This is a genomic window from Agromyces salentinus (assembly GCF_009749395.1).
In the GTDB taxonomy this organism is placed as follows: domain Bacteria; phylum Actinomycetota; class Actinomycetes; order Actinomycetales; family Microbacteriaceae; genus Agromyces; species Agromyces salentinus.
Map to the genome: position 1 here is coordinate 144,311 of NZ_WBIR01000006.1, position 13,696 is coordinate 158,006.

Consider the following 13,696-nt stretch of genomic DNA (forward strand, 5'->3'; position numbering starts at 1 on the left):
TCAAGAGCATTCCTCAGGTTCTGGGTGCGGGGGGGTGTACCCAGTTCGGGGGGCCACTCCCTCGACGTCACGCCGGAGCGCTGTGCGAGCGGCGGACGGACGGGCGGGCGGGCGGCGGCGTGGCGGGCGGCGGACGGACGGTAGCGTGTGGTGCGTGCGGATCACAGTGCTCGCGGGCGGCGTCGGAGGTTCGCGCTTCGTGCGCGGCGTGCGCGAGGAGTGCGCCAGGCGCTGGCCCGACGGCAGCGGCGGCACCGCGGCATCCATGACCGTCGTCGTGAACACGGGCGACGACATCTGGCTCTCGGGCGTGCGACTGATGCCCGACTTCGACTCGCTGCTGTACTCGCTCGCGGGCGTCAACGACACCGAGCGCGGCTGGGGTCGCGCCGGCGAGACCGAGCGGGTCTCGGCCGAGCTCCGCGAGTGGGGCGTCGGCTGGCCCTGGTTCACCCTCGGCGACCTCGACCTCGGCACGCACCTCGCCCGCACGGCATGGCTGCGCGAGGGCCTGACGCCCTCGCAGGTCGGCGAGCGCCTGCAATTGCGGTGGCCGCTCGGGGTCCGGCTCATCCCGGCGACCGACACCGAGGTCGACACGCACGTGCGCGTCGCCGACGTCGAGGCTGCGCAGGAGGACGGCCGATCGGGCCTCGAACACGGTGCGGTCGCCGCCCCCGAAGCTCCCCGCGAACGCGAGATGCACTTCCAGGAGTGGTGGACGAGGTATCGCGCGGCGCTGCCCGCCCTCGGGTTCCGCCAGCAGAACCTCGCCGACGCGCGCCCCGCGCCGGGCGTGGTCGAGGCGATCGCCGAAGCCGACGTCGTGCTCGTCGCACCGTCGAACCCGGTCGTCTCGATCGGCACGATCCTCGGCGTGCCCGGCATCCTCGAGGCCCTCACCGCCATGCCCGCGCCCGTCGTCGGCGTCTCGCCGATCATCGGCGGCCGAGTCGTCCGCGGCATGGCCGACGCCTGCCTCGCCGCGATCGGCGTCGAGACGAGTGCCGACGGCGTCGGCCGCCACTACGGATCGCGCTCCCAGGGCGGCCTGCTCGATGCCTGGCTGGTCGACGACGCGGATGCCGCGGCAGCCGCCGCACTGACCGCGGAGGGCCTGCCCGCGGCATCCGCCCCGCTGTGGATGCACGACCTCGACACGTCGGCGGCACTGGCCGGCGCGGCGATCGACCTCGGCCTCGGGAGCGCCGCGCGGGACTGAGCGCGACGCGCACGGCGCGACCCCTCCATTGGGACCTTGACGCCGCCGGGCCGACGGAGAAGACTCCGCCCCAACCCGACGCGCGACCCCGGAAGGGGGCTGAGTGATGCGCTTGCAGTCGTCCTCGATGAAGGGCGGGCGGCTGACCCGGGCCGTCGCGCTCGGAGCGCTCGCGGCCCTCGTCATCGGCGCCCTTCCCACTGCGGCGGCGATCGCCGCGGCACCGGCCGCCGCGGTGCTCGTCGCCCCGGCCGACGGCAGCACCACGCCCACCACCGCGCCGACGCTGCAGGTCACCGCATCCGATCCCGACGGGGGCGGCCAGCTCTCCGTCGAGTTCGAGGGGCGCGTGAAGGGGGCGACCGTGCCCGTGCCCGGGGGCGCCGACCCGTTCACGATCGTCGCGATCCCCGACACCCAGAACTACACCTACCTCAATCGGCAGGGCACCATCCTCCAGCAGTCGCAGTGGGTCGTGAACACGGAGGCCCAACTCGGCACGGCCTTCGCCGTGCACCTCGGCGATCTCGTCAGCGAGTACACCAACCCCACCCAGTGGGGTCACGTGTCGGCCGGCCTCGCGCCGCTCGACGCGGCGGTGCCGAACAGCATCGTCCCCGGCAACCACGACTTCGACAACGCCAGCGGCGCCGTGGGTCCCTACGACACCTGGTTCCCGCCCCAGCGGTACGCGAACGCCGCATGGAACACGGCGACGTCGCGGTACGGCGGATACCTCGGCCAGAACCAGTTCGGCCCGGACCCGATCGATCGCCGCAACATGGACAACTACGCGCTGTTCACCGCCGGCGGCCGGGACTTCCTCGTGTTGAACCTCGAATGGGAGGCGCCCCAGTACGCGCTCGACTGGGCCCACCGCGTGCTCGCCGCGCACCCCGACCGCATCGTCGTCATGGCGACGCACAGCTTCATCAACGTCAACGGCAACCGCAAGTCCACGGCGGAACGGCCGGGAGGCACCTCGACCGCGAAGCTGTGGACCGACTTCGTCAGCACGCACTGCCAGATCCGGCTCGTGCTGAGCGGGCACGAGCACAACGGCGAAGCCGGCGAAGCCCGGCGCACCGACGCGAACACGTGCGGCCAGCCGGTGCTCCAGGTGCTCACCGACTACCAGGATCGCGCCAACGGCGGCGACGGCTGGCTCCGCACGTACCGGTTCGATCCTGCGGCGGGCACGGTGACCGCGGCGACCTACTCGCCGAAGCTCGATCGGTACGAGACGGACGCGGATTCCGCGTTCACCGAACCCTTCCCACTCGCCGGGACGCAACCGGCGCCGTTCGCCTCGATCGGCATGACCACGGTCGCCGCCGGCTCCCAGGCCTCGACGACCTGGCCCGGCCTGACCGCCGACACCGCCTACGAATGGCGGGCGGTCGTGAACGACGGAGTCTCATCGACCGTCTCCGACACGTGGACCCTGCGGACCCCGCCGCCTCCGCCGCCGGCCGAACTCGCGCGGGACGCCTTCACCCGCACCACGACCACCGGATTCGGCACCGCCACCGTCGGCGGGAACTGGATCATCGGCGGCACCACCGCGGACACCTCCGTCGACGGCAACGCCGCCGTGTTCCGCTCACCCACCGCCGGCCGCGGCCAACACGCCTACCTCTCCAACGTCTCCAGCACCGACACCGACCTCCGCACCAGCGTCAGGATCGACCGCACCCCAGGCGGAACCGGCCTCTACCTCCTGATCATCGGCCGCCAACTCACCCTCAACAACGACTACCGCGCCAAACTCCGCATCAACGCCGACGGATCCACCGCCCTCTACCTCACCCGCCTCGTCGCCGGCACCGAGACCACCCTGCCCTGGACCACCCTGCCCGGCACCTACCAACCCGGCACCAGCCTCAACATCCGACTCCAGGTCACCGGCACCGCACCCACCACCATCCGCGCCAAGGTCTGGCCCACCACCCAGACCGAACCCACCACCTGGAACATCCAGACCACCGACACCACCACCGCACTCCAAGGCCCAGGCACCATCGGCCTCGCCCACTACACCTCCAGCTCCACCCCCACCACCAGCCTCCCCATCACCATCTCCTGGAACGACATCACCGCCATGCCGACGACGGTGACGCCACCACCGCCGCCACCCGTGAACACGCCTCCCGTCGCGGCATTCACGAGCGCGCCGACCGGGCTCGACGTGCGCGTCGACGCAAGCACGTCGAGCGACGCCGAGGGCGCCATCGCCTCCTATTCATGGGCCTGGGGCGATGGCGCGGCACCGGGCAACGGCGCCGTGGCGAACCACACGTACGCCCAGGGCGGCACCTACCCCGTGACCCTGACGGTCACGGATGGACAGGGCCTGACCGGCCGGGTCACCCGGAACGTGACGGTCGCCCCGCCGCCGCCTCCGCCGGCCGAACTCGCGCGGGACACCTTCACCCGCACCACGACCACCGGATTCGGCACCGCCACCGTCGGCGGGAACTGGATCATCGGCGGCACCACCGCGAACACCTCCGTCGACGGCAACGCCGCCGTGTTCCGCTCACCCACCGCCGGCCGCGGCCAACACGCCTACCTCTCCAACGTCTCCAGCACCGACACCGACCTCCGCACCAGCGTCAAGATCGACCGCACCCCAGGCGGAACCGGCCTCTACCTCCTGATCATCGGCCGCCAACTCACCCTCAACAACGACTACCGCGCCAAACTCCGCATCAACGCCGACGGATCCACCGCCCTCTACCTCACCCGCCTCGTCGCCGGCACCGAGACCACCCTGCCCTGGACCACCCTGCCCGGCACCTACCAACCCGGCACCAGCCTCAACATCCGACTCCAGGTCACCGGCACCGCACCCACCACCATCCGCGCCAAGGTCTGGCCCACCACCCAGACCGAACCCACCACCTGGAACATCCAGACCACCGACACCACCACCGCACTCCAAGGCCCAGGCACCATCGGCCTCGCCCACTACACCTCCAGCTCCACCCCCACCACCAGCCTCCCCATCACCATCTCCTGGAACGACATCACCGCCATGCGGCCCTGACGGACTGCCGCCCTTCATCTCGATGTCGAGGGCGGATAACGTTGCCCGCATGGCGTACTTCTCCGAAACCCGCCACGACCTGCTCGACGGGGTCGCCCGGGAGTTCCTGCACCTGACCCCCAGCGGTCGACGACTCATCGCGATCGAGGGCGCCGACGCCATCCGAGCCACGCGGTTCGCCGACGACCTCGCCTCGGCCCTCGAGGCCCAGGGCCAGCCGGTCGCGCGACGATCCCTCGGCGACGTCGACGAGGCGACGCTCCGGGCCGAGACGATCGCGCCGTTCCGGGCGGGCGCGCTCGACGGCGCCGGCGATGCCGACACCGTGCTCGTCGTCGACGGGCGGCGGCTGCTCAACGAGAAGGTGCGGGGCATCTGGCACTTCACCGTATGGGTGCTCGCCGGGGAGGAGCTGCCGCACGCCGGCGTCAACGTCATCGTCGACGCGACGCTCGAGTCGGCGCCCAAGCGCTTCTTCTACGACTACTGCGCGCTCCCGCCCAGCGTCGGCGAGCTGCGCTGACCGGATGCCGCGCCGCCGGCCGCGGCACCTCCCGTGGCGCCGGCCGCGGCACCTCCCGTGCCGCCTCGCAGCCCGCGCACCCGCACACCCGCGCAGGCATTCGCACGCGGGTCAGCATGTTTCCCTCGAGAACGGCCTGAGCAGCGGCCGATCGCCTGAGCTGCGGCCGATGCCCGGCCCCGCGCCGCGGCCGGCGGCCGATCGGCGACCCCGGGCACCCACGCACCAGGCCGGCCCGCGGCATCCGGCGCCGGGACAGCGAGAGCCCCCGCCGGAACGCATGTCGGCAGGGGCTCGTCGAGTGTCGTCGGACTACTTCTTGCGGTTCGTGGCCTCGGTGATGTCGCTGCCGGAGGAACGTCCGGCCACCTTCGACTTCTTGTCGGCCCGCTTCTCCTTGAGCGTGCGGGAGGCCGCGGTCTTCGATGAGGACTTCTTGGGGGACTTGTCGGACATGATGACGACCTTTGATCGGGAGCTCGAACGGCCCCGTGCGCGCAACCCTACGCGGTCGCGCCCCCGCGGGCGTCATAAGATGGAGACGACCGCCGATCCGCTCTGATCGGTCGTGATGGCCCGGGATTGGGCCGTGAGTCCTCGACAGCTGTCGACGTCCGCACCGAACCGTCCCGGAGGAACCATGCCCAATCCCCGCCGTCGCCCCAGCCATCGCGCCCGCCTCGCGGTCGCCATCGTCCTGCCGGCCGCCGCGCTGCTGCTCGCCGGATGCGCGAGCCCGACCGCGGCTTCCCCCGAGGCGTCGCCCGCTGACGCGTCCGCCGGATTCCCGCTCACGCTCGACAACTGCGGCACCGAGGTCACCCTCGAGGCCGCGCCAGAGCGCGTCCTGACCGTCAAGTCCTCCACGCTCGAGCTCATGCTGTCGCTCGGCCTGGCCGACCGCGTGATCGGCTCGGCGTTCAGCGACGGGCCGCTGCCCGACGACCTCGACGACGCGGCATCCGACATCGAGGTCGTCTCCGACAAGGTGCCCTCGCAGGAGGCGACGCTCGCGCTCGAGCCCGACCTCGTCTTCGCAGGCTGGGAGTCCAACCTCTCGGCCGAGGGCGCCGGCGAGCGCGATGCCCTGGCGAAGCTCGGCGTGGCCAGCTACGTCGCACCCGCCGCGTGCAAGGGCGAGGGCTACATGCCGGACCCGCTCACGTTCGACGAGGTGTTCCGCGAGTTCGAGGAGGCCGGCGACCTCTTCGGGGTTCCGGATGCCGCGGCCGACCTCGTCGCCGAGCAGCGGGCCGAACTCGACGCGATCGAGCCGAACGACGACGGTCTCACCGCCCTCTGGTACAGCTCGGGCGACGACACCCCGTACGTCGGAGCCGGCATCGGCGCACCGCAGATGATCATGGGCGCCGCCGGCCTCGACAACGTCGCGAAGGACGTGCACGACACCTGGACCTCGATGAGCTGGGAGGCGATCGTCGATGCGAACCCCGACGTGATCGTGCTCGTCGACGCTGCATGGAACACCGCCGACGCGAAGATCGCCCAGCTCGAGGCGAACCCGGCGACCGCGGCCCTGCCCGCCGTGCAGGAGCAGCGCTACGTCGTGCTCGACTTCCCGTCGACCGAGGCCGGCGTCCGCAACGTCGGCGCCGTCGCCTCGACCGTCGAGCAGCTCGGAGCCCTGGGGTACTGATGACCATCGCACCGGGTACAGGCACCGACGGGGCTTCCACCCCGGAGACCGGCGCGGCACCGGCGCGGCGCTCGTCGGCGCCTGTCCCCGGGCGTGCTGCGCTGGCGTGGGGCGTGCTCCTCGCCGTGCTGCTCGTCGCATCCGTGGTCCTGGCCGTCACGATCGGCCCGGCGGGGCTCGCCCCGTCCGACGTGTTCGCGAGCGTCGTCGCCCACCTCGGCTTCGGCGACGCGACCCTCTCGACCATCCGCGACGGCATCGTCTGGGAACTCCGGATGCCCCGCGTGCTGACCGCCGCCGTCGTCGGCGCCGGCCTCGCGCTCTGCGGCGCGGTGATGCAGGCGCTCACGCGCAACCCGCTCGCCGACCCGTACCTGCTGGGACTCTCGTCGGGGGCGTCGGTCGGCGCCGTCGTGGTCATCGTGCTCGGCGCGTCGATTCTGCTCCCGGCGGCGGCCTTCGCGGGAGCCCTGGCGGCCCTCGTCGCCACGCTCGGGCTCGCCCGCGCCGCAGGCGCCCTGACCCCGACGCGGACGGTGCTCGCCGGACTCGCGGTGTCGAGCGTCTTCGGCGCCGTCACGAGCCTCGTCATCTTCTGGAGTGCGACGGGCGACAGCTACCGTGAGATCCTCAACTGGCTGCTCGGCTCCCTCGCCGGCACCGATTGGAACTCGGTCTGGCTCGCCGGCGGCGCGCTCGTCGTCGTCGGCATCCCGCTGCTCGCGAGCGCGCGCACGCTCGACGGGTTCGCGTTCGGCGACACCGCCGCCGCGGCCCTCGGCATCGACGTCGGCCGCAGCCGGGCCCTGCTGCTGACCGGCACCGCCCTACTGACCGGGGCGCTCGTCGCCGTGAGCGGATCGATCGGCTTCGTCGGGCTCATCCTGCCGCACGCCGTGCGGCTGCTCGTCGGCGCCAGGCATCGCGCGCTGCTGCCGCTGTCGGCGCTCGCCGGCGCCCTCTTCCTCCTCTGGGCCGACACCGCCGCCCGCACCCTGTTCGATCCGCGCGAACTGCCCGTCGGCATCCTGACGGCGCTCATCGGCGGGCCCGTCTTCGCCGTGCTGCTCCTCCGCTCGAGGAGCATCGCATGACCCGCGTCGACCTCGCGGGCGGTTCGACCCGGACCGGGCGGCCTGCGACGGGCGCGGGCTCCGGCGGGGCATCCGCTTATGGCGAGGGCCCGAACGGGCTGGACGCGTCGCGACTCCAATTCACGCGCGGCGGGCGACTCGTGGTCGACGGCGTCGACATCACCGCCCCGCCCGGCTCGGTCAGCGCCCTGCTCGGCCCGAACGGCGCCGGCAAGAGCACGCTCCTGCATCTGATCGCCGGACTCGAGCGAGCGGATGCCGGTACCGTCGCCCTCGGCGGCCGCGATGTCGGCGCGCTCCGGCGCCGCGACCGGGCCCGCCGCATCGCCATCGCCGAGCAGGAGGTCCGCGACGCCCCGAACCTCACCGTGCGCGAGGTCGTCGCGCTCGGCCGCACGCCCCACCTCGGGCTCTGGGGCGTGCCGGGCGACGCCGACCACGACGTCGTCGAGCGCTGCCTGGCCGAGACCGGGCTCGCCGCCTTCGCGCGGCGCGGGTACGACACGCTCTCGGGCGGCGAGCGCCAGCGCGCGAACCTCGCCCGAGCCCTCGCCCAGGAGCCAGACCTGCTGCTGCTCGACGAACCGACAAACCACCTCGACCTGCGCGCCCAGCTCGGGACGCTGACACTGCTGAGGCGCCTCGTCGCGGGGGAACCCGCGGTCGATGGCGCCAGAACGGATGCCTCCGGCGCGGCCGCCGGCAAGGCGCCGTCCACGAGGTCGGGCGCCGGCGCCGCTCGGCGCCCGACCGTGCTCGCCGCGCTGCACGACCTCAACCTCGCGGCGGCCTTCGCCGATCACGTCGTGGTGCTCGCCGAGGGCCGCGTCGTGACCTCCGGCGCCCCCGACGCGGTGCTGACCGCCGGGCTCATCGCGTCGGTCTGGGGCGTGGACGCGGAGGTGCTCGCGCACCCCGTGACCGGTCGCCCCGTCATCGCCTTCACGTCGCTCACCGCCGACTGACGCGGAGGCTCGACCACGGGCCGCCGTCCACTGACCGACCAGGCGGGCAGACCCGGCGGGATCTGGCGGGACCTGGCGGAGGAGCATTCCGCCCCTTGTCCCCGCACGCCGCCTCTGCCACGATCGGGCGGGTGACCCGATCCGATCGGCGCCTCGGCGTCGCCGGGTGCCTCGCCCTGGCCGCGGCATCCGTCATCCTCCTGAGTTCGTGCGCGGCAGTGACGACGGCCTCCGGGCCGGCCGGTTCCTCCGCTCCGCCGACACCGACGACGCCGAGCGAGGTCGCCGCCTCGCTCGTCACGATCGACGTGCCCGAGCTCGCTCCGTATCCGGATCCGAGCCCTCCGCTCACCGAGGCGGAGTCCGAGGCGAAGCGCGTCGCTGATGCCGACGCCCAGTGGCAGGGCCTGCTCAGCACGTATCCGAACGCCGTGCGACCGCCCGATCCGTTCGCGGGCTACCTCACGGAGGAGGAACGCAAGGAGCCGTTGCGCGCCTGCCTCGAGGCGGCGGGGGTCGCCATCGACGAGGGACGCTCATTGAACCCCGACGATCCGCCCTCGATCGGATGGTCGACGAGCACGGAGGCGCAGACCATCGCCGCCTTCACCTGCAGCGCCACCCATCCCACGAAGATCACGCGATCCGGCCCCAACGACGCCGAGCTCGGCTGGATCTACGACTACATGGTGGCCTTCTTCGCTCCCTGCTACGAGGCCAACGGCATCGACGTGCCCCCACCGCCCGGCCGCGAGGTGTGGGTCGAGACGTGGCCGGGCTACGTGTGGTTCCCGAGCTATCACGAGGACCCGCGATTCCGCGACATGACGTTCGAGCTCGAGACCGCCATCCGCGAGGCGTGCCCCGACCCCGACACCTACCTGCAGGCGCACCCCGAGCTGCACTGACGGCGCGACAGGGCACCCGGCGCGCCGAGCAACCCCGTCAGCCAGCCGGGCAGCGCCGCCGCGTCAGCCCGCCGCGCGGGCCCGCAGTCGCGGCGCGAGGTCCCGCTCGAACAGCTGCAGGAACCGCCGCTGGTCGTGCCCGGGCGCGTGGAACACGAGGTGGTTGAAGCCCCAGTCCATGTACTGCCCGATCTGCTCGACGACCTCGTCGGGGTCGGTGCCCACGATCCAGCGCTTGGCGATCTGCTCGATCGGCAGCGCGTCGGCGGCCTTCTCCATCTCGACGGGATCGGTGATGTCGTGCTTCTGCTCCTTCGAGAGCGAGAGCGGCGACCAGAACCGGGTGTTGTCGAGCGCGGCCTCCTCGGTCTCCTCGTACGAGAGCTTGATCTCGATCATGCGGTCGTACTCGTCGAAGGTACGGCCGTCGCTTCGGGCGTCCAGGCCCTCGCGGACGGCGGGCATGAGCTGGTCGGCGTAGAGCTCGGCGCCCTTGCCCGAGGTGCAGATGAAGCCGTCGCCCGCGCGCCCGGCGTACTTCGCGACCTGCGGTCCGCCCGCGGCGATGTAGATGGGGATGCCACCGTCGGGCCGGTCGTAGATCGACGCGTCGTGGGTCGAGTAGTACTCGCCGTCGAAGCTGACCTGGTCCTCATCGCTCCAGAGGGCGCGCATGAGGCGCACGGACTCGCGCAGGCGCGCATAGCGCTCGCGGAACTCGGGCCAGTTCTGCTCGCCGGCCCCCTGGAAGCCCGTGGCGATCTCGTTGAGCGCCTCGCCCGTGCCGACGCCGAGGATGACGCGGCCCGGGTAGAGCACGCCCATGGTCGCGAACGCCTGGGCGAGCACCGCCGGGTTGTAGCGGAAGGTGGGCGTGAGCACCGAGGTGCCGATGCGGATCTTCGAGGTGCGCTCGCCGACGGCCGCCATCCAGGCCAGCGAGAACGGCGCGTGGCCACCGGTGTGACGCCAGGGCTGGAAGTGATCGCTCGTGAAGACCGACTCCATGCCGTGCGCTTCGGCGGCGACCGCGATCTCGACGAGCTCGCGCGGGTCGAACTGCTCGGCGCTGGCCTTGTATCCGAGGGTGAGGGTCATGATGCGTCCTTCCGGTCGGCGAGGCGCGCGACGGCCTCGGCGGTGTGCACGCCGACACCGAGGTGCAGCGCGGTCTCGAGGGCGTCGACGGTGTCGACGTCGTGGGTGATGCCGGGCAGTGCCGAGGCGTCGAGCTCGACGAAGCCGGCCCCGGCGTGGCGTTCGGCGGATGCCGCGCCGAAGCGGGGCTCGAACCCGCCGACGGTCGCCGCGGCGAAGGTGGTGCCGGCGCCGTCGGCGTCGCTGATGAAGGACAGCGGATGCCGCGCCGCGGCGTCCAGCGCCAGGTCGAGCTCGTCGGGGCGGAGGGCCGGCAGGTCGCCGAGCAGCACGGCGACGCGGACCGGAGACGGCCCGCCCGCGGCATCCGCCGGGCCGACCGGGACGATCTGCGCCCTCGCGATGCCGTGGCGGATGGCGACGTCGAGGCCGCGGTCGGGACTCGTGGGCTCGGGCAGGAACTCCGCCGAACCGGCGAGGGAGGGGTCGTCGCCGACGACGATGACCCGGCCGACCGTGCGAGCGGCGAGGGCGGCCTCGATCGTGTCGAGGGCGAATGCGCGGGCGAGCTCGGCCCGCCCGGCATCGGCGATGTCGGGCCCGAGCCGCGTCTTGGCCGCGGGCGCACGTCGCACGGGGATCACGACGGTCCAGCTCATCGCACGAGCCTCGGCAGGACCTCGCGCCCGAAGACCTCGAGCCATTCGCGCTGGTTGCGCCCCACGTTGTGCAGGTAGATGCGGTCGAAGCCGAGGTCGATGCAGCGCTGGATGTGCGCGCGGTGCACGTCGGGATCGCTCGAGACCGTGAGCCGCCCGGTGAAGTCCTCGGGCCGCACCGAACGGGCGAGCTGCTCGAACTCGAAGGGCGAGCGGATGTCGCCGCGGGCGAAGCGCATGCCCGCGATGGGCCACTCGGTCAGGGCGTTCGCCATGGCCTCCTCGTCGGTCGGCGCCCAGGAGAGGTGCAACTGCAGCACGCGCGTGAGCTTCGACCGGTCGCGGCCCCCCTCGCGCGCACCCTCGTCGAACCTGGCGAGGAGCATCCGGAGGCGTTCGTCATCGGCTCCCGTCGTGATGATGCCGTCGACCTGGCGGCCGGCGCGCTTGGCGGTGACCGGGCCCTGGGTGGCGACGTAGATCTCGGGCGCGACGGGCGGCATGGTCCAGAGCCGCGTGGTCTCGAGCCGGAAGTGGGGGCCCGAGTGACGCACCTCGCGCCCCGCGATCGAGGCCGTGAAGAGCTTCTTGATGACGTCGACGGCCTCGAACATGCGGTTGATGCGCTCGTGCGCCTCGGGCCAGTAGGTGCCGACGACGTGCTCGTTCAGGGCCTCGCCCGAGCCGATGCCGAGCCAGTGCCTGCCCGGGTACATCGAGGCGAGCGTCGCGCTCGCCTGGGCGACCATCGCCGGGTGCCAGCGGAAGGTCGGCGTCGTGACGCCGGGGCCGAGGTCGCCGGTCGTGCGCTCGCCGAGCGCGGCGAGCACGCTCCAGACGAAGGAGGACTCGCCCTGCTGCGGCAGCCAGGGCTGGAAGTGGTCGGAGGCCATGACGCCCGTGAAGCCGTGCTGCTCGGCGAGCGCGGCGAGGGCGACCGCCTCGGTGGGCGGGAACTGCTCGAGCATGGCGGCGTATCCGATGTGCACTGACACCCCTCCATCCTCCCGTGTCCTGGGAGGCGCTGGGGCAGGTTGCGCCGAATGCGCTACGAGTCGCGCCGCAGCGAGCCCTCGCTCTGCGACTCCTCGAAGCCGTCGCGGTAGCCGTTGTCGTACGCCTCGTCGGCCCCGACGCGGAACAGGTCGCGGTCGGCCGGACGCTGGATGCTCCTGGCACCCGGCAGGTCGAGTTCGCCCACGTACCGGCCGAGCCCGCGCACCACGGCCACGGGCACGCCGGCCGACTTGCCCTTGACGAGCTCGGCCGCGCCGGCGATCTCGTCGGCCACGCATGGCATCGTCACGGCGAGCGGCTTGCCCGAGGCATCCGTGCCGCCCCTGAGATCGTCGAAGACGTGGACGCCGGCCGCACCGATCGCGATGTCGGTCTGGCCCTCGCGCCACGGGCGCCCGAGCGTGTCGGAGAGGATGACCCCGATGGCGTGACCGGTGAGCGAGCGGATGCCGGTGGCGAGCGCCCGAGCGGACGCGTCGGGGTCGACGGGCAGCAGCAGCACCGTGCCGTCTGGCGCGTTCGACGCGTCGACGCCGGCGGCCGCACCGATGATGCCCTGGCGGTTCTCCACGATGCGCGTGACGCCGCCCTCGTACTCGCGCGTCGCGATGACCCGTACGGTCTCGTCGGTGATCGCCTGCTCGCGATCGGCCGCGGCGACGACGCGCCCCTCGGCCTTCGAGACGATCTTCGAGGTGACAACGAGGATGTCGCCGTCCTCGAGTGCGGTGGACCCGACGATGAGCGCCGCGAGGTCGGCGCCGTGCTCGACTTCGGGCATTCCCTCGATGCCTTCGATGCTGTACCCCACGCCCACCCCGATCTTCCGCGCCTCGATCGATCTTGGCAGGTCGGCGGCCCGGCGGCCACCGGCCGCGGCATCCGGGGGCAAGGGGGTTGATTCCACGGCCACCCGTCCGCCTACCATCGAGCATGGAAGCCCACCACGACGTCGTGCCCGACGATGGCCGCGACGAGACCCCCAACGAGCGCAGCGACCGCAACTGGAACGAGATCCTCCAGGAACTCCGGGTCGCGCTCACCGGGACGCAGCTGATCGGCGGCTTCCTCATCGCCGTGGCATTCCAGCCGAGGTTCGACGACCTCGACGAGTACCAGCTCGTGCTCTACCTGGTCCTGGTCACCCTGGCCGGGCTCGCGACCGTCATCGGGCTCGCCCCCGTGACCCTGCACCGCGCCCTGTTCCGGCGACGGGTCAAGGAGCGCCTCGTGCTCACGGGCAATCGGCTCCTGATGGCGCATCTCACGGTCGTCGGGCTGCTGCTCGTCGGGGTGACCTCGCTCGTGTTCGACGTGGCCGTCTCGAGGCCGGCCGGGTGGTGGGCGCTCGGCGTGGGCACGGTGGTGGTCGTGGTCATGTGGATCGTGATGCCGATCATGCGGGCGAACGTCGACGATGACGACGGGCCGGCCGGCGCGAACAGCCCGGGCGGTCGCCACCGCTGAGCGCGTGCATCGAGGTGGGATGCCGACCGTAGGCTTG

At 72.4% G+C, this 13,696-nt stretch carries 13 protein-coding genes; 8 read left to right on the forward strand and 5 right to left on the reverse strand.

Going from position 1 to position 13,696, the window contains the following annotated elements:
* The first annotated feature begins 154 nt into the window (after positions 1 to 154).
* From GQQ95_RS07825 to GQQ95_RS07835, 3 genes are all read left to right on the forward strand, one after another.
* The gene (locus tag GQQ95_RS07825) at positions 155 to 1,222 is read left to right on the forward strand and encodes a 2-phospho-L-lactate transferase CofD family protein (protein ID WP_246205262.1); all 1,068 of its coding nucleotides are present in this window, start codon (positions 155 to 157) and stop codon (positions 1,220 to 1,222) included.
* Between the two features lie 106 nt (positions 1,223 to 1,328).
* Positions 1,329 to 4,271 (forward strand): PKD domain-containing protein, encoded by a 2,943-nt coding sequence (locus tag GQQ95_RS19760; RefSeq protein WP_157427105.1) that lies wholly within the window; start codon positions 1,329 to 1,331, stop codon positions 4,269 to 4,271.
* A gap of 49 nt (positions 4,272 to 4,320) precedes the next feature.
* Positions 4,321 to 4,794: a nucleoside/nucleotide kinase family protein gene (locus GQQ95_RS07835; RefSeq protein ID WP_157427106.1), complete on the forward strand. Its 474-nt coding sequence runs from the start codon at positions 4,321 to 4,323 to the stop codon at positions 4,792 to 4,794.
* A 312-nt stretch (positions 4,795 to 5,106) separates the two neighbouring features.
* Here the strand turns inward: GQQ95_RS07835 and GQQ95_RS19315 are convergent, their stop codons facing one another.
* A complete protein-coding gene (locus GQQ95_RS19315) occupies positions 5,107 to 5,250 on the reverse strand; it encodes a hypothetical protein (RefSeq protein ID WP_170297009.1) in 144 nt (47 codons plus the stop codon).
* Between the two features lie 184 nt (positions 5,251 to 5,434).
* Between GQQ95_RS19315 and GQQ95_RS07840 the strand changes: the two genes are divergently transcribed.
* The 4 genes from GQQ95_RS07840 (at position 5,435) to GQQ95_RS07855 (ending at position 9,418) form a co-directional block, all read left to right on the forward strand.
* Positions 5,435 to 6,451: a putative F420-0 ABC transporter substrate-binding protein gene (locus tag GQQ95_RS07840; RefSeq protein ID WP_157427107.1), complete on the forward strand. Its 1,017-nt coding sequence runs from the start codon at positions 5,435 to 5,437 to the stop codon at positions 6,449 to 6,451.
* Complete coding sequence (locus GQQ95_RS07845; RefSeq protein ID WP_157427108.1) at positions 6,451 to 7,545, forward strand: putative F420-0 ABC transporter permease subunit; 1,095 nt, start codon at positions 6,451 to 6,453, stop codon at positions 7,543 to 7,545. The genes GQQ95_RS07840 and GQQ95_RS07845 overlap by 1 nt, the downstream gene beginning before the upstream one ends.
* Complete coding sequence (locus GQQ95_RS07850) at positions 7,542 to 8,510, forward strand: ABC transporter ATP-binding protein (RefSeq protein ID WP_157427109.1); 969 nt, start codon at positions 7,542 to 7,544, stop codon at positions 8,508 to 8,510. Before GQQ95_RS07845 ends, GQQ95_RS07850 begins: the two co-directional genes overlap by 4 nt.
* Positions 8,511 to 8,641: 131 nt before the next feature.
* Entirely contained in the window at positions 8,642 to 9,418 is a 777-nt protein-coding gene (locus GQQ95_RS07855; RefSeq protein WP_157427110.1) for a hypothetical protein, read from the forward strand.
* A gap of 63 nt (positions 9,419 to 9,481) precedes the next feature.
* Here the strand turns inward: GQQ95_RS07855 and fgd are convergent, their stop codons facing one another.
* From fgd to cofE, 4 genes are read right to left on the reverse strand one after another with little or no spacing between them, the layout of a single operon-like run.
* A complete protein-coding gene (gene fgd / locus GQQ95_RS07860) occupies positions 9,482 to 10,516 on the reverse strand; it encodes a glucose-6-phosphate dehydrogenase (coenzyme-F420) (RefSeq protein WP_246205263.1) in 1,035 nt (344 codons plus the stop codon).
* Positions 10,513 to 11,175, reverse strand: coding sequence for a 2-phospho-L-lactate guanylyltransferase (cofC, locus tag GQQ95_RS07865; RefSeq protein WP_157427112.1), 663 nt, complete (start codon positions 11,173 to 11,175; stop codon positions 10,513 to 10,515). Before cofC ends, fgd begins: the two co-directional genes overlap by 4 nt.
* Positions 11,172 to 12,170 (reverse strand): TIGR03557 family F420-dependent LLM class oxidoreductase, encoded by a 999-nt coding sequence (locus tag GQQ95_RS07870; RefSeq protein ID WP_246205267.1) that lies wholly within the window; start codon positions 12,168 to 12,170, stop codon positions 11,172 to 11,174. The genes cofC and GQQ95_RS07870 overlap by 4 nt, the downstream gene beginning before the upstream one ends.
* Positions 12,171 to 12,223: 53 nt before the next feature.
* Complete coding sequence (gene cofE, locus GQQ95_RS07875) at positions 12,224 to 13,120, reverse strand: coenzyme F420-0:L-glutamate ligase (RefSeq protein WP_157427113.1); 897 nt, start codon at positions 13,118 to 13,120, stop codon at positions 12,224 to 12,226.
* A gap of 5 nt (positions 13,121 to 13,125) precedes the next feature.
* Here cofE and GQQ95_RS07880 point away from each other — a divergent pair, with 5 nt between their 5' ends.
* The gene (locus GQQ95_RS07880; RefSeq protein ID WP_157427114.1) at positions 13,126 to 13,659 is read left to right on the forward strand and encodes a DUF6328 family protein; all 534 of its coding nucleotides are present in this window, start codon (positions 13,126 to 13,128) and stop codon (positions 13,657 to 13,659) included.
* Positions 13,660 to 13,696: the final 37 nt, after the last annotated feature.

Bases quoted from the DNA above. Each gene is read 5' to 3' on its own strand.
- GQQ95_RS19760 (WP_157427105.1), top strand. From the start codon at position 1,329: ATGCGCTTGCAGTCGTCCTCGATGAAGGGCGGGCGGCTGACCCGGGCC.
- cofC (WP_157427112.1), bottom strand. From the start codon at position 11,175: ATGAGCTGGACCGTCGTGATCCCCGTGCGACGTGCGCCCGCGGCCAAG.
- GQQ95_RS07845 (WP_157427108.1), top strand. From the start codon at position 6,451: ATGACCATCGCACCGGGTACAGGCACCGACGGGGCTTCCACCCCGGAG.
- GQQ95_RS07835 (WP_157427106.1), top strand. From the start codon at position 4,321: ATGGCGTACTTCTCCGAAACCCGCCACGACCTGCTCGACGGGGTCGCC.
- cofE (WP_157427113.1), bottom strand. From the start codon at position 13,120: ATGGTAGGCGGACGGGTGGCCGTGGAATCAACCCCCTTGCCCCCGGAT.
- GQQ95_RS19315 (WP_170297009.1), bottom strand. From the start codon at position 5,250: ATGTCCGACAAGTCCCCCAAGAAGTCCTCATCGAAGACCGCGGCCTCC.
- fgd (WP_246205263.1), bottom strand. From the start codon at position 10,516: ATGACCCTCACCCTCGGATACAAGGCCAGCGCCGAGCAGTTCGACCCG.
- GQQ95_RS07850 (WP_157427109.1), top strand. From the start codon at position 7,542: ATGACCCGCGTCGACCTCGCGGGCGGTTCGACCCGGACCGGGCGGCCT.
- GQQ95_RS07840 (WP_157427107.1), top strand. From the start codon at position 5,435: ATGCCCAATCCCCGCCGTCGCCCCAGCCATCGCGCCCGCCTCGCGGTC.
- GQQ95_RS07880 (WP_157427114.1), top strand. From the start codon at position 13,126: ATGGAAGCCCACCACGACGTCGTGCCCGACGATGGCCGCGACGAGACC.